At 43.5% G+C, this 25,472-nt stretch carries 23 protein-coding genes; 6 read left to right on the top strand and 17 right to left on the bottom strand.

Translation table 11 applies throughout. The features are described from left to right. Positions 1-12 precede the first annotated feature (12 nt). From HFE01_RS23230 to HFE01_RS23245, 4 genes are all read right to left on the bottom strand, one after another. A complete protein-coding gene (locus HFE01_RS23230; RefSeq protein ID WP_167438492.1) occupies positions 13-1,179 on the bottom strand; it encodes a restriction endonuclease subunit S in 1,167 nt (388 codons plus the stop codon). Further along, complete coding sequence (locus HFE01_RS23235) at positions 1,172-2,680, bottom strand: type I restriction-modification system subunit M (RefSeq protein ID WP_107735092.1); 1,509 nt, start codon at positions 2,678-2,680, stop codon at positions 1,172-1,174. Before HFE01_RS23235 ends, HFE01_RS23230 begins: the two co-directional genes overlap by 8 nt. Further along, on the bottom strand, positions 2,670-5,093 hold the full coding sequence (locus HFE01_RS23240) for an N-6 DNA methylase (protein WP_107735091.1): 2,424 nt from the start codon (positions 5,091-5,093) through the stop codon (positions 2,670-2,672). The genes HFE01_RS23235 and HFE01_RS23240 overlap by 11 nt, the downstream gene beginning before the upstream one ends. A gap of 105 nt (positions 5,094-5,198) precedes the next feature. Then, positions 5,199-6,821, bottom strand: coding sequence for a restriction endonuclease subunit S (locus HFE01_RS23245; RefSeq protein WP_107735090.1), 1,623 nt, complete (start codon positions 6,819-6,821; stop codon positions 5,199-5,201). A 536-nt stretch (positions 6,822-7,357) separates the two neighbouring features. Between HFE01_RS23245 and HFE01_RS23250 the strand changes: the two genes are divergently transcribed. Then, complete coding sequence (locus HFE01_RS23250; protein ID WP_107735089.1) at positions 7,358-7,894, top strand: sigma-70 family RNA polymerase sigma factor; 537 nt, start codon at positions 7,358-7,360, stop codon at positions 7,892-7,894. Between the two features lie 84 nt (positions 7,895-7,978). Next, positions 7,979-8,191, top strand: a complete 213-nt coding sequence (locus HFE01_RS23255) for a hypothetical protein (RefSeq protein ID WP_107735088.1) — start codon at positions 7,979-7,981, stop codon at positions 8,189-8,191. A 490-nt stretch (positions 8,192-8,681) separates the two neighbouring features. Here the strand turns inward: HFE01_RS23255 and rlmD are convergent, their stop codons facing one another. From rlmD to HFE01_RS23275, 4 genes are all read right to left on the bottom strand, one after another. After that, positions 8,682-10,421 carry a 23S rRNA (uracil(1939)-C(5))-methyltransferase RlmD gene (gene rlmD, locus HFE01_RS23260; protein ID WP_107735087.1) on the bottom strand — a complete coding sequence of 580 codons (1,740 nt, stop codon included), beginning with the start codon at positions 10,419-10,421 and terminating at the stop codon, positions 8,682-8,684. Between the two features lie 224 nt (positions 10,422-10,645). Continuing rightward, positions 10,646-11,527, bottom strand: coding sequence for a diacylglycerol kinase (locus HFE01_RS23265; protein ID WP_019686192.1), 882 nt, complete (start codon positions 11,525-11,527; stop codon positions 10,646-10,648). Between the two features lie 177 nt (positions 11,528-11,704). After that, positions 11,705-12,493 (bottom strand): sirohydrochlorin chelatase, encoded by a 789-nt coding sequence (locus HFE01_RS23270; protein WP_107735086.1) that lies wholly within the window; start codon positions 12,491-12,493, stop codon positions 11,705-11,707. Beyond that, positions 12,493-12,783 carry a YerC/YecD family TrpR-related protein gene (locus HFE01_RS23275; protein ID WP_007428885.1) on the bottom strand — a complete coding sequence of 97 codons (291 nt, stop codon included), beginning with the start codon at positions 12,781-12,783 and terminating at the stop codon, positions 12,493-12,495. The genes HFE01_RS23270 and HFE01_RS23275 overlap by 1 nt, the downstream gene beginning before the upstream one ends. A 229-nt stretch (positions 12,784-13,012) precedes the next feature. Here HFE01_RS23275 and HFE01_RS23280 point away from each other — a divergent pair, with 229 nt between their 5' ends. Then, positions 13,013-13,519, top strand: a complete 507-nt coding sequence (locus HFE01_RS23280; RefSeq protein ID WP_107735085.1) for a tyrosine protein kinase — start codon at positions 13,013-13,015, stop codon at positions 13,517-13,519. A 6-nt stretch (positions 13,520-13,525) separates the two neighbouring features. Here HFE01_RS23280 and corA read toward each other — a convergent pair whose 3' ends face one another. The 6 genes from corA to HFE01_RS23310 all read right to left on the bottom strand — a co-directional run bounded on the left by corA (position 13,526) and on the right by HFE01_RS23310 (position 20,335). After that, positions 13,526-14,485 (bottom strand): magnesium/cobalt transporter CorA, encoded by a 960-nt coding sequence (gene corA / locus HFE01_RS23285; RefSeq protein WP_167438491.1) that lies wholly within the window; start codon positions 14,483-14,485, stop codon positions 13,526-13,528. 537 nt (positions 14,486-15,022) lie between these two features. Beyond that, positions 15,023-15,751 carry an amino acid ABC transporter ATP-binding protein gene (locus tag HFE01_RS23290; RefSeq protein WP_013369518.1) on the bottom strand — a complete coding sequence of 243 codons (729 nt, stop codon included), beginning with the start codon at positions 15,749-15,751 and terminating at the stop codon, positions 15,023-15,025. After that, a complete protein-coding gene (locus tag HFE01_RS23295) occupies positions 15,744-17,192 on the bottom strand; it encodes an amino acid ABC transporter substrate-binding protein/permease (RefSeq protein WP_016819806.1) in 1,449 nt (482 codons plus the stop codon). The genes HFE01_RS23290 and HFE01_RS23295 overlap by 8 nt, the downstream gene beginning before the upstream one ends. A gap of 241 nt (positions 17,193-17,433) precedes the next feature. Continuing rightward, on the bottom strand, positions 17,434-18,423 hold the full coding sequence (locus tag HFE01_RS23300) for an inorganic phosphate transporter (protein WP_016819805.1): 990 nt from the start codon (positions 18,421-18,423) through the stop codon (positions 17,434-17,436). Positions 18,424-18,437: 14 nt separating this feature from the next. Then, a complete protein-coding gene (locus tag HFE01_RS23305) occupies positions 18,438-19,052 on the bottom strand; it encodes a DUF47 domain-containing protein (protein WP_007428879.1) in 615 nt (204 codons plus the stop codon). 188 nt (positions 19,053-19,240) lie between these two features. Further along, positions 19,241-20,335: a DUF3048 domain-containing protein gene (locus tag HFE01_RS23310; RefSeq protein ID WP_107735083.1), complete on the bottom strand. Its 1,095-nt coding sequence runs from the start codon at positions 20,333-20,335 to the stop codon at positions 19,241-19,243. Positions 20,336-20,585: 250 nt separating this feature from the next. Here HFE01_RS23310 and HFE01_RS23315 point away from each other — a divergent pair, with 250 nt between their 5' ends. Next, on the top strand, positions 20,586-21,104 hold the full coding sequence (locus HFE01_RS23315; protein ID WP_013369513.1) for a DoxX family membrane protein: 519 nt from the start codon (positions 20,586-20,588) through the stop codon (positions 21,102-21,104). A 353-nt stretch (positions 21,105-21,457) separates the two neighbouring features. Further along, positions 21,458-22,381, top strand: a complete 924-nt coding sequence (locus tag HFE01_RS23320; protein WP_019686187.1) for a hypothetical protein — start codon at positions 21,458-21,460, stop codon at positions 22,379-22,381. Positions 22,382-22,453: 72 nt separating this feature from the next. On the opposite strand, the gene HFE01_RS23325 is transcribed toward HFE01_RS23320, so the two are convergent. The 3 genes from HFE01_RS23325 to HFE01_RS23335 form a co-directional block, all read right to left on the bottom strand. Then, the gene (locus tag HFE01_RS23325) at positions 22,454-23,245 is read right to left on the bottom strand and encodes a dioxygenase family protein (protein ID WP_019686186.1); all 792 of its coding nucleotides are present in this window, start codon (positions 23,243-23,245) and stop codon (positions 22,454-22,456) included. A gap of 92 nt (positions 23,246-23,337) precedes the next feature. Continuing rightward, a complete protein-coding gene (locus tag HFE01_RS23330; RefSeq protein ID WP_016819801.1) occupies positions 23,338-24,162 on the bottom strand; it encodes an alpha/beta hydrolase in 825 nt (274 codons plus the stop codon). Between the two features lie 274 nt (positions 24,163-24,436). Next, on the bottom strand, positions 24,437-24,736 hold the full coding sequence (locus HFE01_RS23335) for a hypothetical protein (RefSeq protein ID WP_025364061.1): 300 nt from the start codon (positions 24,734-24,736) through the stop codon (positions 24,437-24,439). Between the two features lie 195 nt (positions 24,737-24,931). On the opposite strand from HFE01_RS23335, the gene HFE01_RS23340 reads away from it, so the two are divergent. Then, positions 24,932-25,363, top strand: coding sequence for a hypothetical protein (locus HFE01_RS23340; RefSeq protein ID WP_029514841.1), 432 nt, complete (start codon positions 24,932-24,934; stop codon positions 25,361-25,363). Positions 25,364-25,472: the final 109 nt, after the last annotated feature.

The following is a 25,472-nucleotide window of genomic DNA, read 5'->3' on the forward strand; positions in this document are numbered from 1 at the left end:
ATTTAAGTTCAGTTAACCTAAGTTTTGCATCATTAAAGCTTTAATAGTGGTTTCAAGGTTATCAATATTTTGTTTTAATTCAAATTTTGATTCATCACTCTGTTGAACAAAATCAGCAAACTTGTTTTGTAGTTCAATAGGTGGAACAATTAAAGGTAATTTCTTTTGTGCAGTAATACCAATGTATGCTCTTGTCGTTCCACTTCCGGCAATCTTAAACATTTCTGTTTGAAAATAGTCGGAGTCGAAATATGCTTTAAGATATATGTTATTTAAACCTTTCAAAATACGGTAGTAGGTAACCTGCGGTGTCAGCATAATAAAATCAAATTTGTTGTCTACAATTGCCGTTCTTCCAATAGTCCCTTTGTGTGTAATTAGCACATCACCTGCCTTGGCAAAGCCTTTATCAAGAGAATTCGCTTGTGGTTCTGTTAAATAATTGCATGAATGGTAGTCAATTTTTCCATTGATCAAATTATTTGCCATAATAAAGGGCACACCCGATGAAACATAATCTGTTGCTCTAGGATGTTTTCCGCCATGGTTACCGTCCATCGGACGTTCAATAAAGTCTCGTTTTATCCACTCTCCGACTGGATAATTATCCCAATTAAACGGATTTTTATTGGGATCACCAAACATCTCGATAAATTGCGATTTGACAAGCTCATCAGTGAGATAAAGCAATTTCTTGTAAGCTTCTTTTGTGTCATTGGCAGCCCATAATAGCTCAGCAAGTTTTTCTTGCTCATACATATTAGGAAGTATAAATTCAAGTTCTTTAAGTGCACTCCAATTAATAGTAGGTGACAATGATCCAACTGAAATCCTAATAGCTGCATCAAAGAAATAATCCGAGCAAATGAAAAAAGGAAACAACTTTCGTGAGATTACTTCCTCATTGGGTCGTAGAATCATACCATGAGCAGAAAATAGTCCATCATGGGGTGCAATAGCCGCTCTTCTTAGATAGGCATTCCTTTTCCCAAAAAGAATATCCCCCTTTTGCATTAGGAGTTTATCGCCTTTTATTGGCACGTTGCTTCCCCATCTAGTAACAGAGAGACTGCCGCTATCTAAATGTTCTAGTCCGATATATGTTTTCATATCATGTGATGTTGGCTTTCTTTTTTTAGTTATATTAAATGCAATATCTTCAAATCGATATTTAGGCATTTTCATCACCACCATTCTCAAAAAGCATGTATTTCAAAGTTTCATAAGATTTTCTAAAAGCATCACTACTAGCAAGCCATCCATCTAGTGCCTCTTCCGCAGAATATAACGTCTCCTCATTGTCAACGCTGTTAGATCCACTAACATAAAGCGGGATACTCAGTTTACTGTCATATCCGATAATCTGTTCTACTGTGGCGATTGCTGAAAAACCATCTTGAACTTTAAATTCGGTGTAAGCTTGTGCTATCTTCTGTATATGGTCTTCTTCCAAATAACTCTCTGCTTTTCTTCGAGTTACTTCATATCTTGCATCAATAAATAATACCTGTCCTTTACGAGAATGTGCCTTTCTCGTTCGGCATATAATAATACATGCCTCCATCGGAGAATTAAAAAATAGATTTTTGCCGATCCCAATTACACATTCGACCAAATCACTTCTTACAAGCTTTTCACGCATTTCTCTTTCTTCATCCCTAAACAAAACACCATGTGGGAATAAAATTGCACATCTACCCGTATTCGGATTAAGGCTCTTCAAAATATGTTGGAAAAACGCGTAGTCAGCCCTACCTTGCGGTGGTGTGCCGAGAAAATTCCGGCCATACTTATCAGCTAAAAATGCTTCTCTATCCCATTGTTTAATCGAATATGGTGGATTAGCTAACACTAAATCAAACTGCATTAAATCACCATGCTCCACAAAAGCAGGTTTTTTTAAAGTATCGTCATTTACTATATGAAAGTCCTTTACACCATGTAAAAACAAATTCATCCTTCCAATCGCGGATGTAAGAGCATTGATCTCTTGCCCGTATGCTCTTACATTTCTCCATTCAAGTCCTTGTTGCTTCAAATAAGCAATGGCTGAAATAAGCATTCCTGCACTGCCACAGGTAGGATCGTAAATACTTTCGCCAGATTGGGGTGTTAGCATCTCTGTCATAAGATGAACGACGGTACGATTTGTATAAAACTCCTGTGCAGTGTGTCCACTATCATCAGCAAATTTCTTGATCAAATATTCATAGCCTTGTCCGAGTTCGTCCTCAGGACAATTTTTCATACTGAGCGTTTTTGAAGAGAAATGTTCAATAAGGTCTTTTAGTAATTTATCAGGTAATCTGTTTTTATTAGTCCAAGCACCATCTCCAAAAACACCTTGCAATTTTTCAGGATTTCCTTTTTCGATAGCTCGAAATGCATTTACAATTGCAACGCCCACATTTTCTGATACTGATCTGACATCATTCCAGTGGAAACCTTTCGGAACAATGAATCTATGATTTTCTTCCCACTCGAGTGCATCCTCATCCCCGTCATATTCCTCAAGGATTTCTGCACATTCTTCATCATATACATCGCATATTCTTTTGAAAAACATAAGTGGGAAAATGTATTGCTTATACGAACCTGCATCAATATGAGTCCTTAAGAGTACTGCTGAATTCCATAAGTATGATTTCAATTCATCAAGTGTGATTCTACTACTGCTCACTAATGTATCCTCCTTCAATCAATAAGGATTTCAAGTTTTCTTCTGCTTCAATAGCTTCATCTAATGCTGACAAAAATGCCTTCTTAACTTTCTGAGGACAAATCGTTTCTATAGATGCTTTTTCAATATAACTATTCACAGAGAGAGTACACTCTTTTAATTTTATATCTTCAATGGACACTATTTTAGATTTTTCAATAACTGACTCGTAATTTTTGAACAGATTGTAGACTTCTTCAACATCTTCTTCAGTCATTATATTTTGAGCTCTTTGTGCAGTGTATATCTTTGATGCATCTATCAGGCAGACTTTCCCTTCATGTTCCTGCACTTTATTGTTGTTTAATATTAAAATACATGCTGATACCCCTGTACTGTAAAACAAGCCACTTACCAAAGTAATGACGCATTCTAACTTGTCAGATTCTATTAGTTGCTCACGTATTTCTCTCTCTCTGCCTCCGTGGAAAAGGACTCCCTGCGGAAGAACAACTGCACAACGTCCATTTTTTTTATCCATAGATTTCACCATATGCTGTAACCAAGCAAAATCCGCACTGGAATCAGAAGGGGTCCCCCATAAATTTCGACCGTAAATATCTGAGGCAAATTGATCTGCCCCCCAAGCTTTTAACGAGAACGGTGGATTCGCGATTACACAATCAAATGTTTGTAATTCTCCTCGATGTAGGAAAAGAGGTGATTTTAATGTATCCCCTTGTTTAACCTTAAAGTCCCTTGCTCCGTGTAAGAAGAGGTTCATTCTTGCAATGGAGGAAGTTGCTAAGTTCTTTTCTTGACCATAAATCCTACCATACGTACTCTTATCATCATGTACATTCCGAATTGCTTCGATCAACATACCACCTGTACCACAAGCAGGATCATAAACTGTCTCGCCTGGCTTCGGATCTAGGATTTTGACCATTAATTCTACAACTGATCTAGGGGTATAGAATTCACCTGCATTTTTCTTTGAAAGATCAGCAAATTTTTTAATTAAATATTCATAACTATCTCCCATCACATCAGATGAGTAGTTTTCATTGCCTACTTTGATTTCTGACATGTGTTCAATGAGATCCTTTAAGCGTTCATCTGACAGTTTGTTTTTATCAGTCCAGTTTGCATCGTCAAAGCTAGAAAAAACGCCATAGAGTGTGTCCGGATTGGCACGTTCAATGCCGTTCATAGCATTGATTATTGCAACTCCAACATTTTCGCTTACTTCACGAACGTCCTGCCAATGGCAGCCATCGGGAATAATGAAACGGTGGTTTTCAGGAAAACTGGAAAATTCTTCATCGCCACCAGATTCTTCTAACGCGGCTTGTGTTTCCTCGTCATATACATCAGATAGTCGTTTGAAAAATAGAATTGGGGTTACATAGCTTTTATACTCATCCCGATTAATTGGGCCGCGCAAAATATTGCAGGCTTCAAAAAGGTGAGAAAATAGCTTTTGACTTGTTGTTTCTTCTGGCTCCGAAGTACTGTTTTTCAGTGCTTCATCAGCAGCATCCATTGCTGATTGGATCATTTCTTCTCTACCTCCCGTTTTTATTTTCGCTCCGGCAGACTCTTCTTTTATGCTGACGCTCCCTGAAGACTGTATCTTTTCCATCTTTGCGGGATAGAAGTTTTCGAACTCAAGCAGTATCTTCAGGAGGCGCTCATCAAGAAATGTCAGTGCGTACTTTCTAATATGTGTCGGTACTCCGTAGTAGGCTTCTGCCACACCTCCCGTAATTGCAGCCAACGTATCACTATCTCCACCAATAGAGACAGCATTCCGGATTGCGTCTTCAAAATCGAGTGACTCGAAGAATGCAACAAGTGCTTGCGGAACTGTCTCTTGGCAAGTCTCGTTAAATTGGTATGTCTCCCGGATTCCATCAAGAGTGAAATTCATGGGATAGTAGTGCTTATCAATGTAATCGCGAATTTCTAAGATATTTTCCCCCCTACGAGCCAGATAGACTGCAACAGCAATAGCCTCCGCACCTTTTATCCCCTCAGGATCATTATGTGTTACAACTGTCACCTTGTGGGATAGCAATTTAGCTTCTTCGATAGAAGTAGCTACGTAGCCACAGGCGCTAACTCTCATTGCTGCACCGTTTCCGAAACTGTAATACGGTTCCGGCGAATCACTGTATATCCATTTATAAAACATACCTCCATACCCGCTACTCGGGTAGGGTCTCCCAATAACTTGCATGGATTTAACAGCTTGGTCACTCAAGTCACTAAAATCATGTTTACAGATCATAAGTGCATCACATATCGCTAATGACATTACCGAGTCATCAGTGAAAAAACACTTGTATGTTAAAAAATCAAAATCTTTCGAGCGATGATTATCCCATTCAAATCTGGAACCGACAATATCGCCAATGATAGCCCCGATCATGCAATTCCTCCCTGGTGCTGGGCTGATACTTTTAATGAAGTCTCAGCATGCATACAAACTTTTTAAATAGCTCCCCATTACAACACAGTTATTAATGTCAATATTTTATTGTTTCACATTCATAATAGTTTTTTGAAGACGCTCCATAACTTTATTCCATCTATCCTCAGCAAGACGAATGTTTTCTACATATCTGGAACGTTCCTGCTCATATTCTTGTGCGATCACCTTTTGTTCGTCAACCTTGAGCAACGGGATTTCTAGCGTCTTCAAGTCTTTATAGCTAATATTAATGACGACTGTTCCTTGCTGTTTTCCTGCTAAAACTTTATTCCCCAAGGGGCTATCCAAGAAAACTTTTAGGTATGTCCCTAAAAGCAGTTTTTCATTCGGTCTTATTACAATAATGTTTGATGACGCGATGCAAGGATACTTCTGTTCTTGGAAAATCGCTATTCTGATCGCCGTTCCACGTGCTGGTAATAATAAATCCCCATCTCTAAGTAAGTAATTTGCAACTTTACGCTCTTCCTCTTCGATGTGATCAAGACCCGTATAATCAATATCATAATCATTAAGGTTCGATATATTTACGACTCCAATGCTACCATTAGCATCTTTTTTGTTGATCGCCTTTCCGCGAAAAACTTCAGCAATATTACCTAATTCTTCTTTTTTAATACTTGAGTTCTGATAACGCTGCCAATCTTCATCCACCATCCCAAAAATATGATCAACATTCCAGTAACCCATTTCCATTAACTCTTCCAGCATAACAAATGTATCATCTATGAGAACCAGTTCATTGATTCCATTTTTTTTGATGTTGCTTGTAGCAGCATCATACCTCTTAATCATTACATCTTCTGTTCGGCCAGTTGTGATCGTAAACATATACGTCTTAATAGCGGTAGATGAAAATATCCCAGTTGGCAGCTCAGCTATTTCCTCCAATTTATACATGCCTTGTATAAATTCCCTTAAGTCTTTAATTGAGCCCGCAGCAAAAGTTATTCGAGCTGGAAGTACAATTACCAATACACCCGAACTATTCAAGTGTAAGAGCAAGTTTTCTACAGCTATCATTTCATATTCCCTACAAATGAAATCTCCGTTATTTTCTCCGCGTTCTCTTGCTCCAAATACAGGTACCGCTAAAATTAAATCAAACTTCCTTGCTGAGAACTCGTAATCATAAATACTTGTCTGCTCGACAATTACATTGACATACTCCTTAAACATTTCGTCGAGAAGAACTTTACTCACGCTATTCATGGTAGTTATGAAGAATTCACATTCAGAATGTCGGCTTACTACTTCAGTAAGGTAAGGTACAAATTTTTCAGCTTCAGGAATCAAGACCGTCTTAGTGTTTAGATTAAAGTGTTTTTCAAATTCGGTAATCAGCACTTTCGGTATATAAAACATCTCTTTATGATCTGCAGATGCCAGCACCATTTCCCAATCAATACCTTCATCATCCATCGCCATAAAAGCACCAAAAAACGTCTTAGAATCCGGGTATGGATTTTTCATTCCGTAACTATTCGATATTGAAAGCATTACCTCATAAGCTTTCTGCTCAGTTGGTTTTTTTGAATTTGATTCAAATTCATCTTTTGTCTTTTTCAAAAGGAACAATGCACCTGGCAGCTCTGACTGAGCAGTATATCCCCTCAAGGCATTATAACGATTCCAAATATGGTTCATCTGCTTGTCGTTGCGCATCTTTATCCCTCCCTTGCAAAACAACTCACTGTTATTTTCATACATAAAATATAGCAACGCATACGAGTCAAGTCAATTAATATTTAGTTTTGGTATGTAGATACCAAAACTAAATGCGCTAATATATTTTCTGATTTCTATTGCTTCATACGCACAATCAAATAAATTTCGGGAAAACATGAAGTCCGACTTCGTGTTTCTTTTAGGGCATTACCAAAGCCCTTACAAATAAACAGTATTTCTGTTTATTTGTAAGGGCTCATTTTTTGTCCAATATCATGAAGTCCGACTTCCTGTTGGGACGATTATGACTGAATTACTATTAATACATAGATTGAAACCTTCACACAACAGCCACCTGCAGGGCATTCCGGTGTTGTGTGAACTACAACTAAATATTTGCAATCGACCACCGGAATTGAGGTTGCAATTCGAAATGGAGAAATCCTATTGAATTGCTACCAACCATCTGTGGTCTGGTTTGTAATATCAAAAAAGCTCTCCATTTCGGCTCAAACCGAAGGAGGGCTTTTTACATGTCAAGCAAAGAAAATCAGAGTCAACCAAAGAACAGTAATTTTTACGAAGGTGCGTGGCACGTAATTATTGACGGCCAGCAAATCCCTGCTTCCGAAGAAGTCTATCGAGCCTATAAACGTCCTGCTTGGGCAGAGCGTAAGCGCAAAGAGCGAGAAATACGCTGTTTAGATGAAAAAGGTAATCGTTGCACCAAAAGTTGTCGCGAATGCGATTTAGAGCGTGCGAAAAATGGACTTCCGCCAATAGAACGGACAAGCAGTACCCTTTCATTGGATAAGTTCACCGAGGATGGTTTCCAAGTATCCGACACAGTCGAATTGGCTGAACTCGTAGCGGACAGGCTGCTGCTCGAAGAATTGTTCGCAGCCCTGGAGGAATTGGACCCTGAAAACCGCAGGATTATGGAACTTTTCAGTAATGGTAAATCCGAGCGGGATATCGCCGCTGATATTGGGCTTTCACAGAAAGCGATAAATAAGAGGAAAACGAAGTTATTCGCCCAACTGAGAGAACGCTTGAAAAATCTTCGCTAGTTCCGGTACTCAAAACGACCTCTTCTGTCCTGTGGATAGTGAGGGGAGCAATCCTTACCATTCATTTTCAGGAGGAATACCCAAATGAATATACTTCTTGATATCATCCATTGGTTCATAAATAACGTAGATACACTTCAGCAAGTTCATGATAATACAGTGGACGAATTGATAAGATACTACGAATTATATGTAGCGTACCGTCAATTCCGCAAAACCCATCAAGAACCCAGTCCACCCGACCAAGAAAAAGTAGATTCTTCCGAGAATGACGTCAACAAGAACGACAATGCTTAATGCAATCTGTGAATTCACTCCGCTGAACCTTAAAACTGTTCGGTGGCTTGTAGAACTGTGAACTCCACGAGTCACCAATTCCCCTTTATCTTTATTATGAGCTTTACCCTAGCGGCAATCTAAATAATTACGCCCCTGCTTGTGGCTGGTCTACCCACTACAGTGCACCTGGTAGTAGGGGGCTGTCTGTAAAACTGGAATGTAAAAATAACTTTGACGCATTCCTATTAAAATGCTATTTCCGCGCTCATCATAAATTATAGAGTGACAATGATATTTCTAGCTATAATCAATGCGCGTCAAGGTCTACATATCAAGGGAAATGGAAAATATCCCCTAACTGAAGGGGGACTAACACCGATGTATCTTGTATTAATTTTCCCTCACAAGCAGTGAACAACACTCCACATGCCTTGTGAATGAAAATAATATATACCCGCACTCAACTCTAAAGCGTTTTTTTGAATGTAGGAACATATTCAAGTTTTCCTTAAACCCTCGTGCATCCATGCTTCTCATCTCGATATATTACTACCACACACTCCACATGCACTGTATGCGGGAACATATCTACAGGCTGTACTTCCACTGTTTTATACCCGCCGTCCTCCAATATCCTTAAATCCCGCGCCAGTGTGCTTGGGTTACAGGATACATACACCACGCGCTCTGGCTTCATTTCCAGAATGGTGTCGAGCAGGCGTGGGTCGCAGCCCTTGCGGGGTGGATCGACGACGATAACGTCGGCGGTGATGCCTTGCTCTTTCCATGCAGGAATGACATCTTCGGACGCGCCTACCTCAAACTTTACATTACGCATTTCGTTCAATAGCGCATTACTTCGTGCATCGTCGATGGCTTCTTTGACGATCTCCACCCCATACACCTGGTCCGCATGCTGAGCGAGGAACAAAGAAATCGTGCCAATGCCACAATAGGCATCAATTACCGTTTCTTTGCCTGTGAGTCCAGCATATTCGACGGTTTTGCCATACAGCACTTCCGTTTGTACGGGATTCACCTGATAAAAGGATCGCGCGGAAATCGCAAACTGGACGTTTCCAATGTAGTCGTAGATCACGTCACGACCCCACAGTACACGAGTCTCGTCGCCAAAAATAACGTTCGTTCGCTTTGTATTCACGTTCTGGCATATGCTTGCCACGTGTGGAATATGCTCACGGATACTGCCGATCCACGCATCTGCATGCGGAATATCTCGTCCATTCGTGACGAGCACCAGCATCATTTCACCCGTGCGGAAAGCAGTCTTTACAACGACATGGCGCAGCAGCCCACGTCCGGTTTCTTCATTATATGCACTGATGCCCAGCATTCGGCCAATCTCTTTCACACGTGCGACAACTTCGTCATTGCGCTCGTCTTGAATGAGACAAGTGTTCATATCCACGATGCGATGGCTGCCGCGTGCATAGAAGCCGCCGACAAGCCCGCCCTCGGTGACACCAATCGGGACCTGGGCTTTGTTGCGGTACCGCCACGGCTCACTCATACCAAGCGTAGGATGCACCACTACACCTTGTACATGCGGCAAATCAACGGATGTGTCGTCGTCATCCGCCACACTCAGCTTCCCGATACGTTCCAGCACATCCACTACATGCTGTCGCTTCCAACTGAGCTGCGCTTCATAGCTCATATGCTGGATCTGACAACCGCCACATTGATCGTAGATGGCGCACGGAGCTGCAATCCGGTCAGGGCTAGATTGCACAATATCCAGCAGCTTGGCATAGCCATATTGTTTTTTCGTTTTCAGCACCTTGACCCGTACCTTTTCACCCGGTAACGCACCTGGAACGAACAGTGTAAAACCCTCGACACGACCTACACCCTCGCCGTCATGGTTCATGCCGATGATGTCTAACACGGCCTCATCATTCTTTTGCACAGGCAGATCGCTACGCTCTGCATTAGACCTGCTACGATTGGAAGCTTCCTGATTCCGTCTATCGTTACTCCGTTCACCTTTGGAAAAATGACGAGATTTCCGTTCATTCCCCCGCATTTCCCGATCCGAATTATCCATATTTCCATTTTTGTTTTCGGTTCCAGCCCGAAGCATTCTATTCCCAGCTCCAACTCGTGACTGTTCCAGTTCTCTCTCTTTTTTCTCCTGCATGGTCTTGTGGTGCTGCTTTCCTTGAACTGGAGTTGCTGTTGCTGTATTCCGGCGGCTTTTTCCACGTCCGCTACGGTTATTCGTCATGATGGTCACTTCTTTCTGTTCTTCTTTTCATGCTTATCTTCATTCAGCCACATCATTCAAATCGTCATCTAGACGATGTTTAAACATCAACTCGAAAATGCCGTTACTCCCCACGGAGAACGGCAAGGACCGATATGTTCCCTACAAAAAACAACTATCCACTCTGCGTTCTGTATATCGAACTACTCAACCAACCGGAAATAAAATCATTTCCGATCCCCTTCCTACCGAAAAACATTCAAATGATGAGGTAAATTCCGGAAAGTCGCTGGCAAGGTACCGCCCAGTTCGCCATCCAGATTAAGCTGGACATAGCCAGGTGAGGTCACTTCCATGTAATCGGTTCTGAAATAAACGATTTTTTTGTCCTGCAAGTGCTCTCCGCGCAGCGCAAGTGTAACCAAGCGGATCATTTCCGCCAGATTGCATTTGCGCACAGCGATGACATCGAGCAGTCCATCATCTATTGTCGCCCCAGGAGCAAGCTTTTCAAACCCGCCCACCGAATTTGTATTCGCGATCAGGAAAAGCATAAATTCGTCGTGAATCACTTCCTGGCCCGTTGCCTTGATGATCAGCTCCTGTGGAGCAAGGCTGACCATTTTCTCCATACCTTTAAAATAATACGCCAATTGGCCAATCATCGTTTTGAGCTTGCTTGGAACTTCATACGTAAGCTCGGTTAAAGTTCCGCCGCCTGCGATGTTGATAAAGTAGCGGTCATTGGCTTTTCCGATATCCAGTGGCTTCGGATTTTGACGAATAACAAGGTCACAATAATCCTCCCAGTGCTTGGGAATGCCCAGTGCTCTGGCAAAATCATTCGTCGTTCCCAGAGGAAACACACCCAGAGGCGGGCGGTTTTCCCTTTCAGCCATCCCGTTGATGACCTCATACAATGTACCATCGCCACCAGCGGCAATAATCATATCATAGCCACGCTCAACGGCCTCTGTTGCGGCACGCGTTGCGTCCCCTTCTCCTGTAGTTGCATGGCAAGAGGCCTCAATGCCACCTTCATCCAGGCGCTGCAAGACATCCGCAAGGCGACGTTTCATTTCCTCACGCCCAGAGGTCGGGTTATAGATTAATCTAGCTCTTTTCATTCCGTTACGCCACCCGTATATTTAATGATATTTATATTCACATCGCAGTTCATCACATTCAGTCTGTACAAAATATCATCATACTGGAAAAAGACCTCTTTTACAATAAAAGAAGCCAGTCACTATCCAAATAAGGGAATTTCAGGTTAGAAACACTATCACCGAATTCATACCATCTTATCTATTGTCAGTCCTTGCTTGTTTCTGCATACTCTGTAACAGTTCACAAACTTGTCTGTCCATCCAGCTTGTAAGCAAAGGATGCGGCAATAAAGGATCTCCTGAGTAACGATAATCGAGTCCCTGTAAGCGTTTGGGAATCATATGACTTGTAAAATAACCCGAACTCAAAAACAGCGGTGCCACAATAACATCATGACCCCGCTCCTGATTCCAATACGCTGCCTTGTCATGCACACCCTCAGGATTTAGCAAAGCGTAATCCGTGATGATACCACTCACGTTTTGCACCGTACGGGCCAACGAGGAAATTCCTTGCTCCCAGCGCTGAAGAAAGCCGTTGTGCGCGCTCCCGTGTCCTACGAGTAAAATGACCTCTCTCGCAGGATCGACCGACAACGGGCGAACCTTGTCCCACACCATGCGGGCAACATCTTCGCCATCATCCAATGGACTACCCAAATGCACACGTGCCTTCAATCGAAACGGCTCCAAATCCGTTTCTTTGTCTGGCGCAGCTTTGACTCCCAGCGCATAGCTAATTTCATCTACATGCGTACTGCCTGACGACACAAACAAAGGAATAACCAGTAAATCTGTTACCCCCAAGGCTTCCAGACGGTCAATCCCATCTTGAATCAATCTTCCTTTAACCGTTTCCAAAAATGAAACCTCTACCGGCATTGCTTCCAGCAATTGAAGCTTTGCAACTGCCTGATCCACCTGTTCCACCCAATATGGCTCTCTAGAGCCATGGCTGATGACTAGTATCCCAGGGCTCTGCATTAGCGACCTAGACGTTCCAGAGTCATTTTATACCCGTCATTCCCATAGTTCAGGCAACGTTTCACACGTGAAATGGTGGCTGTACTGGCGCCTGTCTCAGCTTCAATCTGATTATATGTGCTGCCTTTGCCAAGCATACGGGCAACCTCCAGACGTTGGGAGAGGGATTGAATTTCGTTAATTGTGCACAGATCATCAAAAAATACATAGCACTCTTCCAAATTTTTAAGAGTTAAAATAGCTTCGAACAATTGATCAATACTTTTATCATTAAGCTTTTTAAGCTGCATAGATTATCATCTCCCAAAGGTTACAATCTCTCCTCATTGTACTCGACAAATAGTTAGTTTTTCAAGCATTAACGGTTTCACGCATTACAGAACAACATTACATGACTACAGAAACTTCCTGTACGAATGCCCAAATCCGCTTTTATACCTCATTTCAGGACACGTGCCTAAACCCACTGTGCGTTTGTAACATACAGTAGAGTATCAATCTGCAAAGGAATGTGATCTCATGCCTGGACATTACTATCATCGGAGGGCGCAAACGCGTTCCATTTCCGATCCGTATAGTTCAACTCCTTACCCTGGACTCGATCCCTACAGCGAGGTTCCGCAAGTCGATTCCTCCGCCGTGGTGCCTTATGAGGCACCAGCGAGCATAACAGATGCCGCCGTGGTCACGCCAGACCCCGCCCCAGCCAAAGGAGGGCTGCTTGGCGGTCTTGGTAATCTCAACGATATTAAAGGTATTATTGACCGTATGGGCGGTATTGACGGGATTGTTGCTACGGTCGGCAAGGTACAAAAGATCATGTCTAGCGTGCAGCAATTTGCTCCAATGGCAAAACTGATTATGGGCTCGCTCCCAGCATTCAACAAAAACGCAAGCAAAAAAACGACAACACCAATTACTGAGGAACTGGATGAATATACACCACCACGCCGACGCCGGAAAAAGACACAGCGCAAAGGTACCACTACCCCGCGCAGACGTCCGCGCAAACGCACAAGAAAGTAGGCTATTTTATTTAAACCAACCTCGGCGCATAAACCACACCACCATCGCAACACTCAATAAGAACATAAAGAACAGTACGCCAAAATATCCATATTTCCAGCCCAACTCGGGCATATTCGAAAAATTCATACCATAAATTCCTGCAATCAGCGTCAAGGGCATAAAAACGGTCGTAATTACGGTCAGCGTCTTCATAATTGAATTCATGCGATTGGAATTAAGCGATATGTAACTGTCTCTCAGGTCGGCTGTCATCTCGCGGTCGGCCTCCAGCATGTCCGTCAGCTTCAATAAATGATCATAGATATCCGTAAAATAAGCCATATGATCCCCTTGACCCTGCACATGCTGCGAATTCAAAACTCGGTACATCAGATCACGCATCGGTACGATCGTACGGCGCAGCTTGAGCAACCTGCCACGCAGGTCAAATACCTGCTTCATTAATTCCTCTACCGATTCGTGTGCGCCCAAACCTTCCAGCTCGGCTAATTCATCCTCAATGATGAAAAGGCTTGGAAAATAGTTGTCTACCAGCTTGTCCATCACCGTATAAGCTGCAGCCAGCGGTCCGCGAGACCATATTTTGCGTTCATTCGCATGCTCGACAATCCGCTCCCAGGCCTGATCCAGCTCCTCTTGTTCATGATGGTGATATGTAGCCAAAAAACGGCTGCTAATAAACATATCTACCTCTTCCGCCTCTAATGTATCTACATCAAGCGCATGTACCACCAGAAACTGTACATTCTCGTAATAATCCAGCTTGGGACGTTGCAGAACATGCATACAATCCTCTACTGCCAGCGGGTGAAAATGAAAATAACTCGTCAGCAGCTCTGACTCTTGATCTGTAGGCTCGTTAAAGTCAGCCCAGATCCATATGTAATCTTCCATGACAATCTGCTCTAACGGTTGTCCCACCGTCACCTGATGATCGTGCCCTATAGTCAATGTACGTATCACCGTACGTCCCCCTCGCATATACTGCCGTCTTATGTGTTATTTATATTTTATATAAGCCATTCCACATTATACAAATCTCAAGTTCTAGGTTTCATATGCTCTAATGAAGAAAAGGATATCTCCGGGCCAGCACGCTCCCGAAGATATCCTTAAAATAATTCATTCGTTACCCCTTAAATCTTTTTTCATTTCTTATACAGTTGTGGGATGCCCTGTTCCACCATTCAAATCGAATGATGCTTACTCGCTATATCCCCCTCGGCGCAGCAAGCAGAGCGCTGCGCCAATTCCCTCTGCCTATCCCCACCTATTTAAAAGTGGCGCAGCTTTTGCGACAAAGGAGCAGATTCAGCGGGCAGTAGCGTAGTGGTCCATTTGAATCTGGAGAAGCGAAGCGCTCGCCTTTGCCCCTGAATTCTAGCCTTTTCATGTGTCATACAATCCAAAAAAATTCAGGGGCAACAGCGATCGGAAGATCAAATGGAACGCGGAGCGTCACACACATCTCTATCTGCGCTCAAAGTAAACCCTGCCCACTTACAATACTTTCTCCAAGAAACTTATAGTCCGCTCGTTTTTCGGATTACCAAATACCTCTTGCGGTGTTCCTTCTTCCACGATGTAACCACCGTCCATAAATACGACACGGTCGCTTACTTCCCGCGCAAAGCCCATCTCATGCGTTACGATCATCATCGTCATGCCTTCGCGAGCCAGATCTTTCATTACGCCGAGCACTTCGCCCACCATTTCAGGATCAAGCGCCGAGGTTGGCTCGTCGAACAGCATAATGTCTGGGTTCATTGCCAGCGCACGTGCAATCGCCACACGCTGCTTCTGGCCGCCGGAAAGCTGTCCTGGCAATGCATCTGCCTTATCGGCCAAACCTACGCGATCCAGCAACTTCATAGCTGTCTCACGGGCCTCTGTCTTCGTCTGTTTACCCAGCTCAGTCGGCGCGAACATAATGTTCTTGAGCACCGTCATATGCGGGAACAGGTTGAAATGCTGAAACACCATCCCTATATTTTCACGGACCTTGTTAATGTCCACGTTTTTGTCACCTAATTTGTAATCATCGACGATGACCTCACCAGCTGTAATTTCCTCCAGCATATTCATACAACGTAAAAACGTACTTTTCCCTGAACCTGAAGGTCCAATGACGCATACAACTTCGCCTTCCCGCACTTGCATGTCAATGCCTTTTAGCACCTGGTTACTGCCATAGCTTTTTTTCAGATTTTTAACGATAATCTTACCCACGGCGAACTCTCCCTTCAAGACGGTTGGAAATTTTGGTCAGGACTGTAATGACGATAAGATACATCACCGCAACGACCAGCCAAATATCAAAGGATTGGAACGTCCGTGCAATAATGATTTTGCCCGATTGAGTCAATTCAACCAGACCGATAACCGACAGAATGGACGTATCCTTCAACGTAATAACCAACTGATTGATAAACGACGGGATCATGATTTTCACGGCTTGTGGCAAAATGATCTTCAGCATGGCTGTCCGATACGGCAAACCAAGCGAACGAGCGGCTTCCATTTGTCCCGGATCAATGGACTGAATACCCCCGCGGATGATTTCGGTCACATAAGCACCAGCGTTTAGGGATAACGTCAACACCGCCGCGACAAAAAGCGGCATTTTAAAATCGAGTGCCTGTGGGATACCGAAGTAAATAAAGAATGCAAGTACGATCAGTGGAATACCACGGAATACATCAACGAAAACAGTTGCAATACCGCGGAACACCTTGTTATGGCTCACTTTCATAAAGCCAAACACCAGTCCCAGCAAAAAGGCTACGAGCAAGGATACCAGGGTGTACAACAGCGTATTTCCCATCCCTTTAATCAACGCAGGCAGCGAAGCGGAAATGAGTTCCCAGCGGCTGCGTTCTACAGGAGCCACACCTTTGCCGGATTCTCCCAGGTATTTGGACATAATTTTGTCATATTCCCCGCTGTTACGAAGATTCACAAGCCCTGCATTGAATTTTTCCAGCAGCTCCGCATTTTTGCCTTGGTTGACAGCGAAACCGTAAGAGCCACCTTTTTCCTTATCAGTCACCAGCTTAAGACCATTATTCTGAGTCACACCGTATGCCAGTACCGGATAATCATCAAAGCAGGCAACAGAGTTACCTGTTTTAACTTCATCATACATTTGAGAAGAATCGTCGAACGGAACGGTAGTAAAGCCATATTTTGCCTTAATGGATTCCGCGAATGTGTAGCCTTGTGTTCCTGTTTTGACAGCGACACGCTGTCCTTTCAAGTCCTCATAGCGTTTAATCGTATCATTATCCTTACGGACCGCCATGACAACACCTGAGTCGAAATAGGGCTCAGAAAAATCAAATTTTTGCTTGCGTTCATCTGTAATACTCATCCCGGCAATGACACCATCCACTTGATTCGTTTCAAGGGCCTGCACTGCCGCGTTAAAGCCAAGTGGCTTAACGGTATACTCAAAATTCTGGTCCTTAGCAATAGCTGCCAGTAAATCCATATCAATTCCGACAAATTTACCATTTACATCTTCAAACTCAAAAGGCGCGAACGTTGTATCCGTGCCGATATCATACTTTGTTTTATTTTCTGCGTGGGCCACTACACCGAAATTACCGGCCAGGGCAACCACAGAAAACAAACAAATCATGAGTGCTATTAGTTTTCTTGGTTTTTGCATAAGATCCTCCAGTCAGTTGAACGGTTCAAAGTTTTCTGTTTATTCTACAGGAGTTATTAAAAATTGACTACTTTGATGTCAGGTATTTTTTAAAAAACATCTCATGGAACTATCTGGATGTGTAAACTTTAGAGATGCATTTTTGCCCGAGAATGCCAATAAGCCCCTGCCGCAAAAAGCGGACGGAAGCTTATTGTGTATCCTATATTGTATGTTCTTTTTCTAGAAACCATGAAGAAAACTAGAAAAGAATTTTGAATATCAAACCTGACAATAGCGCAGAAATTGGAATCGTTATTACCCAGGTTATTACAATACGACCAGCTAGTGACCAGCGAACCGCACTAAAACGCTTCGCAGACCCTACACCCAGAATCGCCGAAGTAATGGCATGAGTGGTACTTACTGGCAAATGGAGCAAAGTAGCTGTGAATATAACGGAAGCCCCCGAAACATCGGCTGCAAATCCATTGATTGGGTCAATTTTAAAAATCTTAGTTCCCATCGTCTTGATGATCTTCCAGCCCCCAATAGACGTACCAAGCGCCATGGCTGTTGCAGCTGAGATTTTCACCCACATAGGTACTTCCAAATGGTCTTGATACCCTGCCGAGACGAGTGCGAACGTGATAATCCCCATCGCCTTCTGAGCATCATTCGTACCATGCGTAAACGACTGAATAGCTGCCGTAATCACCTGCATGGTACGGAAACCCTTGTTCACCGTATGCGGACTGCGATAAGCAAAGATGTATTTCAAAATCATCATCACAATGTATCCGACAACAAAAGCAATCAACGGGGAGAAAATAAGACCCTCAACAATCCCGATGAAGCCGCTCCAATTTAATTTATCCTGTCCTGCACCTACATACACCGCTCCGGCCAACGCACCAATCAATGCATGGGAAGAGGATGAAGGAATACCGAACCACCAAGTCAAGAGATTCCAGATAATAGCGGCGATCAACGTCGCAATGACGATATCAATTCCGTTCGTAAGCTTGGTTGGATCAGCGACACTTCCACCAATGGTCTTGGCAACCCCGGTAAACAAGATCGCTCCGAGAAAGTTCATAACCGCAGCCATAATAATCGCACGTCGCGGCGTCAATGCACGGGTCGAGACCGAAGTAGCAATTGCGTTCGCCGTATCATGAAATCCATTAATAAAATCAAATGCCAGAGCAAGAAAAATAACAATACCTAGTACCAGTAAACTTGTATCCATGTAAAAGGACTCCCTTACGAGTTACGCATAATGATGGATTCCAGCATATTTGCAACATCCTCGCATGAATCCGTTGTCGTTTCAAGGCGTTCGTACAATTCTTTGCGTTTAATCAGCTCAATAGGATCAGTTACAGTTGCAAACAGGTTTTTGATGCAAATACGCAGTAATTCATCCCCCTGATTTTCCAAATCATTCAGGCGAATGGTGTATTCACGAATAGCCAGCAATTTTTTCTGTGAAAGCAAATGTACAGCCTTTTGAATTTCGTAAGCTGATTGACGCAAAATATCAGCGAACTGCACAATATACTCGTCCGGCTCTGTAATGTTGTACATATAAAAACGAGAGGCTGTCGCTTCAAGACCGTCCAGCACATCATCCATGGTCGTTGTCAGTTCCATGATGTCGTCGCGTTCGAGCGGCGTAATGAAGGTCTTGTTCAACTCAGTAATAATCGTGTGTGTGTAATCATCACACTTATTTTCATACTTCTTCATCTCATTGGTAAACAAAGTCACATCTTGAAGATTTGAAGTATGTTGGGCAAAATAATCGGCTGCTTGCACGATCGTATCTGCCATATTTTCCAACGTCTCGAAGAATATATCCTTTTTCTTCAATCTCATAACGATTACCCCTTTACGAAAATATCCGCAACCTGTTTCGACTGCAATAGACAACCTTTGCTATCTTATCACACTCATCAATGTTTTTGTAATGTTTGTAAAAGCAAATTTCTAGATATACGTATACAATGCCCGACATGGAAGGTCATTATCCGACAATTTTTCCCTAAAAAGGAGTATTACGTTTTCTAACTTGCTTCTGTTGTTACATGTTCGGCTAGTGAAGTATCTGCAGGTACCACATGTATATAGGATGTACCTGGCGTTAACGGGATTTCAACCCCATTTTTCATAAACCGAATCGCATCGCCAGATATATGCTGCCATTCAGCACGTATTAGCTTTCCTTGTTGAAACACCATGGCTTCTCCGCTACCGTCCAGCTCAACACTTAGTCTACCTACATCATCCAACGTTCGATGCCTCGTGCTCATCACAATCACATTGGCCGCTGAGAGCTGTTGATTATTATTTTGATCTAGATGTGACTTTTCGTTCACAAAACGCTTATATCGTTGATCAGCTGGATCATAGGTATAAGATACGCGATAGCTTTTTAACAAAAATCGGATGTGCAAAGAGGCAACACTCTCGTCCACCATAACTGGAGTTTCGCCAGTTTTAAGATAACGATATACTGGAACCTCCGTCTGCTTGGCATCCCCTTTGCTATCGCTTCCTTTACGCAGTCTGCTCACATCTGTGTATAAATTATGTGGAGGACGACGGTCTTTGCTTCGCCAGAAGTAAGCCCCTCCATTTGAAATCTCGTCCAGATGCTCCTTCCGCTGCTGCTGTAAAATCGCATAGGCATCTGTACTTCCCCCTGCATGTATCGGCAACGCACCATAGGTTTCGCCCAGTTCAATCAAATACGGTCGGATGCTTCGGACCGGACCGATCTTCACATCACCACCATGACTTTGGAAAAAAGCTACCAAACGGGTAATTCCGCCTTCTGCAAGAACCTCATATACCATGTCTGCCTGGCTAAGCCCCGCCTGTGGACGCGCAGCCGGAGAATTGTTAATCATGACAGCCAGCGGCCGCTCTATAACAGGCTGCTCCACCGGAAGCCCGGTAAGCGGAGCTGTAAATGCCGGAACAGATGGCTCCTTAGGCGGTTCAAGCACCTTTTTCTCTGTTTCTTGCTGGGTCGGTTTGGGAACGGATTCAGATTCACCCGTATTGGACAAAGCAGAACAAGACATCATTGTCATGCATAACAGAGCTGAGGCCATCACACGCAGCCAATGATTTCGTTGAGACATGGGCCCGAACAAGTTCATCCCTCCACATAGTTATTTTTCTCATTATAAGCTTTATTTCCTGTTTTTGTCTTGATTGAGGCATTACCTCTCTATAGAATACTTATCTGAAGACATTAAAATTTAAAAAATATTTAGACTTTGTGATTTTTATCACAAATAACTGTAACTGAACCTAATACAATAAAGGTGTAGCAAAGATGATCATCCCAAACAAAATGAAATACAACCCATCATTATAGATTAAGAAAGAGGAGTGGTTTAAATGTTTAACAACTGGTTACGTGAGAACAAAGTAGCAATGTGGCTGCTGACTGTAGTACGGGTTTATCTAGGTTATGAATGGATGACCCACGGACTTGAGAAGCTGACTGGCGGATTCGATGCAGGTGGATTTATCTCGGGGGCCATTGCTAAAACAGGTGGAGATCATCCCGCTGTACAAGGCTGGTGGGGATCGTTCCTTGAAGCCTTTGCCCTGCCGAATGTCGGTTTGTTCAACGTCCTGATCCCATTGGGTGAGTTCTTGGTCGGGGTTGGCCTACTGCTTGGTACATTGACTACACTGGCTACTTTGATGGCTATGGTTATGAACTTCTCGTTCCTGTTCTCGGGTACAGTAAGCACCAATGCAATCTACCTGTTGGTTGAAATCTTCCTTATCGTTGCTGGTGCAAATGCCGGAAGAATCGGCTTTGACCGTTGGGTACTGCCCTTCCTGCGTGGACTGTTTGGTAAAAATAAAGATACTTATCAAACGGACCCCAATCGAAAAATAGCTTAACTATCCAAAAAACAACCGTTATCCTCTGGCTAATGGTTGTTTTTTTGTGCAGCTATGCTGCTTCTCTTTGGTGTTTTTTGCAGCTATGCTCCTTCTCTTCGGTGTTTTTTGCCAGCTATGCTCCTTCTCTTCGGTGTTTTTGTGCAGCTATGCTGCTTGTATGTGTGACCATGCTACCCCTCCTCTATTTAAATGAACAAAGGAGTCCTCAAGTCCACTCTGACTTGGAGACTCCTTTTTCGGATTCATCTTCCCCCACAAACGTTTACAAGTTGGATACAACATGGAATGTTCACGATACATTTACCCTGTACACTACAGTTACATCAAAGAACGCAATGGAGGGTTATATCATGAAAAAAATCACCAAAGCCTACCTCATGCTCGCAGCAGTAACTTTCACAGTACAGACGATCGGATTGGGATCTACGACATCAGCCAAAGCAGCGACATCTACTACAATATCTCTAGCAGAAGGTGTGCAACATATTTCGAAAACCTTCGAGCAGCTACTACGCCAACCAGGCAAGCTACCTCAGGCATTCACTTATTTACAAAAGCATATCCAATCCATTCCGGCCTCTCAAGCTACCATCCTAGCACTACACTTGGAAAATGCACAGAAACAGCAATTGGATTCATATGCACAGACCTTATATCCGACCTCTGTTCAAACTAAGATTAATCAAGTCTATAAACCCGGTGATTCGTTCACTAATGTAATCAGTCGGACAAACGATGCAAAACTGAAAAAATTACTCACTCAATCAAGAGATGCCGGCTACAAACTTGAAACCGCAGAAGGCATGTTTTACCCAGTCATCAACTATGAAAAATATAAAGTATTCGGAAATGACATTACCGCAGATATCCGCAGCTATATTGACATCATGGCAACGGAATCTGGACAGCCGGCTACCAAGGATGCGGCATTACACATCGGTTATCAACAGTTAGCCGGAAGGGTGCTGGCGCAAGAGTCATTTATAACCCAATATCCACATTCCAATCGTACACAGGCAGTCAAATCATTACATGATCTCTATTTCTTCTATACTTTTTATGGTACGAACAATACACCACTATTCGATGATGACACCGGGAAGATTCGCCCCAATGCCAAAAAAGGGTATCAGCTCGTCATTCAACGCAACAGGGATTCGAAGAGTACCTACATTCAAAAGCTGAAGGCATTTATGACACTACTAGATCAAAATGAAGATAAGCGAACTTCGCAAGTATCCACCTGGCTAAAAAAGAACGTGCCTGCTAATTAATCAAAGTAGCATACACCAAAAGAACTTCCAACCCCACACACCATGTGGTTTCGGAAGTTCTTTTTCTTACATTTACAGATTAGTTTCTTGACCAAAAACCCAACAATTCAGGCTTAATGAGCCAAGGACATACGACTGAAAAAGCTTACGCGCGGAGCGATCATGATCGGCAGCTCCCATCACGTAAAACAAAGGTGAAAAATGCTCTATTCCATACGAAGGAACCGCCTGCTTGGCATACGGAGCCTTCTTGTCATATTGGAACAGATGACGCAAATTCCAGTCTTGAAGCTGCTGTGCGATCCAGTCATCATATTGAACGGCCCAATCGGCTGGCTCACTCGTCTGCTCGAGTGTCCGCAAGTTGTGGACCAAACCTCCACTACCGAGGATCAAAATCCCTTGATCACGCAGTGGCGCCAGCATCCGTCCAATCTCGTATTGCTCCTGAGGATCGCGCCGTGAATCAATGGATAAGGGTACGACCGGTATGTCCGCATCAGGATATATATGCCGCAAAACCACCCATACTCCATGATCCAGTCCCCGGTTCCGAACCGGCTGGTGGAACAGGTTATGCTGACTGAACAGATGCCCTATCTCCTCATACAGCTTTGGATCGCCTGGTGCAGGGTAATCAAGAGTGTACATTTCTTCAGGAAAGCCGTAGAAATCGTGCAACGCTGCATGCTGATCATCCGCGCCGATACATTGATCGGGGCTATCCCAATGCGCGGAAAAAATGACAATTCCTTTGGGTCGGGGCAGGCTCGCGCCCAGCTTTGCAAGAAAACTGGTATATGCGTTATTTTCTACAGCCAGTGTCGGTGAACCATGCGCAACAAAAATTGAGGGTAATGTCATCGCTGCCAACCTCCACACGCCAGTATAGTGTTACTCTTTCATTTTACTCCGGCGGAGGCACAATTTCCAATACAAACCGTTACACCCTGAAATCAGATCATCCAATGCTGCCAATCCCGTTGAATATTTTCTTGTTCATCCAGCCATTCCAGTGTGCGGTCAATCAGCTGTTGCCGCTCTTTACCTGATGAGAAAGTGTGATCTCCCTGAAAAATAATCTCCTTATCACAGCGTCCTTCTGGACGCATCCAGAACACCTTTTGAAACAGAAACGCATAATCCACAGGAATGATATCATCCGAGGTGCCATGAATAACGAGCACATCACCGTTAAATTTAACGGCCTCCTGGAACGGTTGGAATTGAGCTAATGACTCAAAATAAGCTGGTGTGAACTTATAGCCCAGGTAGTCTGCATGACCGGTTTTAACAGATTCGTCGTATACGCTTCGCTCCGTAATTTTGACAATGTCGTTGAATGGATAGCCGACAGCTGACCAAAGGACCAGGTTCTGTACTCTCTTGTCCCGAACAGCTGTGAGAAGGGCAACTGCGCCCCCCAAACTGTGACCGATCAACGTCACCTTAGTCGGGTCAATGTCCGCGCAATTCACGGCGTAATCCAACACAGTGCGTGTCTGATTGATCATGGATTCGAGCCCCTGCTTGCCGTATTCACCAGTGCTTTCTCCACAACCGGCAAAATCAAAGCGCAGTACAAAATACCCCCCTTCAGCCAGTTCACGCGCAGTCTTGACAAATAATCGATCGACTCCGATTCGATTGCCCACAAAACCGTGGCAAATAACAACGAGTGGAACACGTCTTTGACGCTCTCCCTCATTTGTACGGTTTGGATAATGAATTGTAGCGGCCAGTTCCTCATTTTCAAAACGAATTCCAATTTGCCGTTCCATCCTGATTCCCCCTGTTTCAAGCTTCATTACAGCATTTCATCATTCAAGCTCATATAGTAACGTGGAATATCCATCCAGAATGTTCATTCACTTTAATTCCGATAAGTTTAATAAGTTTTATAGTAAAGTCAGTCTATCATCGCCCTGCTTCCTTGTCAACCTGTCAGTTCATACCGATATGGAAGTAAACAAATGGCGCTCCCCAATGCTTGCCGGAGAACGCCATACTACTCGCTTATTAGAGTGCAATCTCTACATTAAAGTAGACGACTTGTTATTCGTAGCTGTGCCTGAACATTTGGTGGGTTTCGACTCGTCCCTCCCACTCCAGTTTACAAGAGGCGCCGTTATTTTGATCCTCATGCCACAGGCTGCGGTAGCTCTGTTCACCCAGTTCACCTGCAAATTCTGTGTCCTCAGCCAATTCAGTATCGTCCAATATACGGTACGTTGGAGATGTCCCTTGAACGCTCCGGTGACTCACGTTTGCAAGCAAGGCTCCCCCACTGTTCCCGTTCGGAGCACCTGTCAGTCGTTTTTGGACCGAATAATCTGCCTGGTTCTCCAGTTCCATGATGCCACATCCTCTCAACGTTTTATATTCAGGTTGCTCCATGCGCTCACCCTGTATCCAGTTTGAGGAGAATGCGGCGGTAATATACATAATGGATAAGCCTTTTGCCATCCGGCGTTTCCTCACGTATACTGTCTTTGTTACAAAATGGCGATTCCATCAGCTTGGAATACGATCATAAAGCAGGAGGAAGCAATGAATAAAGCAAAAAATTATACGCTTATTGCATGGGTTGCCTTGTCCATGTTTTTCTTGACACAGGCGATTATCGGTTGGTTTATCACATTTACAGGCGGGGATATCAAACCTTTTGAAAAAATTAGCCTTTCCACCCTCATCATCATCGCCGCAGGTGCCATTCTGCTGGTTGAAGCACTGATGAATTTCATGGATCGTCCGGAAGAAGGCGAGGAGACACAACAACCAGACCATGCTCCCGTGAAACCCCAAATGAATTTCAAATCTATCTTGATGTATGTAGTACTGGTTGTTGTCATTCTTGTCGCCGGACTTGCGCTGCGCAGTGTGCTGCCGGTATTCAAAATCTCACCATGGATGAATTTAGTGCTGGCGGCTATTGGCTTTATTGGACTCAAACCGATTTTTTTGCGTAAAAAACATTCATAACCTCGCAATTCTCACAGTGCTGGAGCTGCCTCATAACGGAATCGTAGCAGCTCCTTTTTATTTGCAATCAGCCATCTCACTTGAAGCTTGGGATCGTCAGAAAAACCGT

The organism is Paenibacillus sp. EKM10P (assembly GCF_011800655.1).
Lineage (GTDB): Bacteria > Bacillota > Bacilli > Paenibacillales > Paenibacillaceae > Paenibacillus > Paenibacillus polymyxa.

What these genes read in the sequence shown, in the direction of transcription:
- HFE01_RS23245 (WP_107735090.1), bottom strand. Translation starts at nt 6,821, where the DNA reads ATGCGCAACGACAAGCAGATGAACCATATTTGGAATCGTTATAATGCC.
- rlmD (WP_107735087.1), bottom strand. Translation starts at nt 10,421, where the DNA reads ATGACGAATAACCGTAGCGGACGTGGAAAAAGCCGCCGGAATACAGCA.
- HFE01_RS23315 (WP_013369513.1), top strand. Translation starts at nt 20,586, where the DNA reads ATGTTTAACAACTGGTTACGTGAGAACAAAGTAGCAATGTGGCTGCTG.
- HFE01_RS23280 (WP_107735085.1), top strand. Translation starts at nt 13,013, where the DNA reads ATGCCTGGACATTACTATCATCGGAGGGCGCAAACGCGTTCCATTTCC.
- HFE01_RS23295 (WP_016819806.1), bottom strand. Translation starts at nt 17,192, where the DNA reads ATGCAAAAACCAAGAAAACTAATAGCACTCATGATTTGTTTGTTTTCT.
- HFE01_RS23250 (WP_107735089.1), top strand. Translation starts at nt 7,358, where the DNA reads ATGTCAAGCAAAGAAAATCAGAGTCAACCAAAGAACAGTAATTTTTAC.
- HFE01_RS23275 (WP_007428885.1), bottom strand. Translation starts at nt 12,783, where the DNA reads ATGCAGCTTAAAAAGCTTAATGATAAAAGTATTGATCAATTGTTCGAA.
- HFE01_RS23265 (WP_019686192.1), bottom strand. Translation starts at nt 11,527, where the DNA reads ATGAAAAGAGCTAGATTAATCTATAACCCGACCTCTGGGCGTGAGGAA.
- HFE01_RS23340 (WP_029514841.1), top strand. Translation starts at nt 24,932, where the DNA reads ATGAATAAAGCAAAAAATTATACGCTTATTGCATGGGTTGCCTTGTCC.
- HFE01_RS23330 (WP_016819801.1), bottom strand. Translation starts at nt 24,162, where the DNA reads ATGGAACGGCAAATTGGAATTCGTTTTGAAAATGAGGAACTGGCCGCT.
- HFE01_RS23240 (WP_107735091.1), bottom strand. Translation starts at nt 5,093, where the DNA reads ATGATCGGGGCTATCATTGGCGATATTGTCGGTTCCAGATTTGAATGG.
- HFE01_RS23305 (WP_007428879.1), bottom strand. Translation starts at nt 19,052, where the DNA reads ATGAGATTGAAGAAAAAGGATATATTCTTCGAGACGTTGGAAAATATG.
- HFE01_RS23320 (WP_019686187.1), top strand. Translation starts at nt 21,458, where the DNA reads ATGAAAAAAATCACCAAAGCCTACCTCATGCTCGCAGCAGTAACTTTC.
- HFE01_RS23325 (WP_019686186.1), bottom strand. Translation starts at nt 23,245, where the DNA reads ATGACATTACCCTCAATTTTTGTTGCGCATGGTTCACCGACACTGGCT.
- HFE01_RS23270 (WP_107735086.1), bottom strand. Translation starts at nt 12,493, where the DNA reads ATGCAGAGCCCTGGGATACTAGTCATCAGCCATGGCTCTAGAGAGCCA.
- HFE01_RS23335 (WP_025364061.1), bottom strand. Translation starts at nt 24,736, where the DNA reads ATGGAACTGGAGAACCAGGCAGATTATTCGGTCCAAAAACGACTGACA.
- HFE01_RS23300 (WP_016819805.1), bottom strand. Translation starts at nt 18,423, where the DNA reads ATGGATACAAGTTTACTGGTACTAGGTATTGTTATTTTTCTTGCTCTG.
- HFE01_RS23255 (WP_107735088.1), top strand. Translation starts at nt 7,979, where the DNA reads ATGAATATACTTCTTGATATCATCCATTGGTTCATAAATAACGTAGAT.
- HFE01_RS23230 (WP_167438492.1), bottom strand. Translation starts at nt 1,179, where the DNA reads ATGCCTAAATATCGATTTGAAGATATTGCATTTAATATAACTAAAAAA.